The sequence below is a fragment of the Marinobacter sp. B-21 genome (genome assembly GCF_056857895.1).
The window spans coordinates 1-2,188 of record NZ_JBSXNZ010000041.1 but is presented as its reverse complement, the minus strand read 5'-3'; the positions used below and the strand labels follow the sequence as shown (position 1 = coordinate 2,188).

Genomic DNA, 2,188 nt, shown 5'->3' with positions numbered 1-2,188 from the left:
CTCAACGGCGATCCGCATTATTTGTTTTCTTGCAGCAGGTTCCAAAACCAGAAAAATACTGTTTACATATACAGTACTGTCCGATAACCTCCGGAAAAACGGCAAGAAAACCTTTGCACCCTCACCAACCGCTATAACGCCAGCAATAAACGGCGCCCTGACAAGGGCGTCCGGTGGAGGCCCCCATCGGGCCGAAACGAATTTAATTGCCTTGTTAACAGCTCTCGAGATTAGGCACCAAACCTCTCTCGGAGCTGAATCGTACAGCCATCGGCGACGCGCCAAAATTGGTGTCCAACGTATGCAACGATAGCCAAATAAACGGCCATCACGGCGGCAGCTCCTAAAGGCACCTCTCCACTGATGACTTCCAACGTCGCGCCATAAAGCATCGGGGAAATACTAGAGAACAGCACGGCAATTTGGATGGCCAAGGTCTTGTGCCAGAGCTTCGCCACAATAAGCACCTTTTTAGGTGGCTTGGTGACTCCACGAATCAGGCACATGATCAGCAGAAAATAAATTTTCATGGTTTCAGCTCCTTATGTTCGGTATACCTCTGTGTCTCAGAGTATACGGAGCTGCGAAAATTGCACGCCTGCTGTTAACGCCAGCCATAAGCGGCGCCCTGACAAGGGCGTCCGGTGTAGGGCCGAAGGCCCGAAACAACCTTCATGGCCTTGTTATGTTTTTCTTTGTTCGTGGACTTTTCCTAAACGCTCCCAAATTCCATTATTGAGAGCCCGCATCGGTCGCAGTTAATCTTCAACTTCGAAAATCGCAGGACCTCGAATACAACCGCCGATAAAGTAAATTGTTTTGCATTCACTACACTGCAAACGGTGACTAACAGTGTAATTTCTCTCAGTTTCAAGCTCTTCAATCGTGTCTTTAATTTTACAGTCGCCTGCCAACTGAACTAGCAATCCGCTCTGGTGAAGTTCCGAAGCGATTTCCAAAGCCCCTGAAAAATCAAAACCTGAGGTCCGTGACTCTGGTAAGTAGTCTGAAAACTTAGCGCAAGACTGACAGGCCATTATTCCTCCTCGAATTGAACATAACGCCTGCATTTGCGGCTTGGGTGAATTGGCGGCTTTTGTGCGTTTCTTTGCACAAAAGGTGACAGTTTACCCAAGTCCGGCAAGATGCACTGGTTAGGTTGTAACTTCATAGTACTCTGCCGAATATTTTAGGCCACCAAAATATTTTAACTTTAGTTCTGCTAACCTCGCTGAATGATTTGACCACGCTGTAAGGTTAAATTTGTGCTCGATACTTTTTAGTAAATTGATCTCATTTGGCTCCATTTCTGATGAATACTGGTGAGTATCAAGAAATGGAATATGCTCTTTTGGCTGATATTCAATTTGTTCTAGCTCGAAGTAACCGCCACGACACCCCAAACTTAAGAATTCTTCGAAGTTTGCACCAACTATAATGTTTGATGTATCAGCACAGGGCAGAGTCATTACTATTGGTGAGTTTTCATTTACTTCACCATTCTCGGTTATGAAACCAAAGTGGACGCCATCACCTCCGGTTGTTGCAAACGTAACCGAGTTTTCAGGTGTGCACCAATACCCCATATTCTCAATATCTCTAAATAAGGTGAGGCCAACAGGATCAAAATAAGAATTCTCAGATTCGGGAAATTGAGATCTCTCTTTTCCAGTTAACTGCCACAGTTTTTCGAGACTTTCGATCATTCTATTTTCAACCTAACGCCAGCCATAAGCGGCGCCCTGACAAGGGCGTCCGGTGGAGGGCCATTGGCCCGGAACAACCTTAATGGCCTGGTTAGGTGTTCCCCAAAGTTTGCGGCTATTTTTTGTAGGCATAGTAGGTTTTTACTGCCTTTTTATCGCCATTTTCGACGGTTACTCGTAGCATTCCGTCGTCGATCGATATGTTTCCACAGGTACAACAGTGGCAACCGCCCTTTTCCAGCAGATCTTTACAAATGGGGCACTCTAAGTAATGGCCCGACCAGCCCTTTTCAGTTGGTCCCTGTGAACAAAACTCGACTCTAAAGTTGCTAGAAAGCTCATCTAGCCCGAATTATTCATAAAAAAAGGCGAACCTTGCTCAACCCATTGATATAATGGGAGTTACACCAATAACGCTTCGGAAGAAGCTAAACAAGGTTCGCCCATGTCCAATTCTATCCCAACTCAACTGCGCTTTCCTC

Annotated in this window: 3 protein-coding genes; all 3 read right to left on the bottom strand. The window is 45.8% G+C overall.

Annotation, left to right across the window (positions count from 1 at the left end; all coding sequences use genetic code 11):
• Nucleotides 1–230: 230 nt before the first annotated feature.
• The 3 genes from AC13C0_RS02205 to AC13C0_RS02195 all read right to left on the bottom strand — a co-directional run bounded on the left by AC13C0_RS02205 (nucleotide 231) and on the right by AC13C0_RS02195 (nucleotide 1,706).
• Nucleotides 231–530: a hypothetical protein gene (locus AC13C0_RS02205; protein ID WP_482953893.1), complete on the bottom strand. Its 300-nt coding sequence runs from the start codon at nucleotides 528–530 to the stop codon at nucleotides 231–233.
• A gap of 228 nt (nucleotides 531–758) precedes the next feature.
• Nucleotides 759–1,037: a hypothetical protein gene (locus AC13C0_RS02200; protein WP_482953892.1), complete on the bottom strand. Its 279-nt coding sequence runs from the start codon at nucleotides 1,035–1,037 to the stop codon at nucleotides 759–761.
• Between the two features lie 117 nt (nucleotides 1,038–1,154).
• On the bottom strand, nucleotides 1,155–1,706 hold the full coding sequence (locus AC13C0_RS02195) for a hypothetical protein (RefSeq protein ID WP_482953891.1): 552 nt from the start codon (nucleotides 1,704–1,706) through the stop codon (nucleotides 1,155–1,157).
• Between the last annotated feature and the right edge of the window lie 482 nt (nucleotides 1,707–2,188).

Coding starts and splice junctions, on each gene's coding strand:
- AC13C0_RS02205 (WP_482953893.1), bottom strand. CDS start 530: ATGAAAATTTATTTTCTGCTGATCATGTGCCTGATTCGTGGAGTCACC.
- AC13C0_RS02195 (WP_482953891.1), bottom strand. CDS start 1,706: ATGATCGAAAGTCTCGAAAAACTGTGGCAGTTAACTGGAAAAGAGAGA.
- AC13C0_RS02200 (WP_482953892.1), bottom strand. CDS start 1,037: ATGGCCTGTCAGTCTTGCGCTAAGTTTTCAGACTACTTACCAGAGTCA.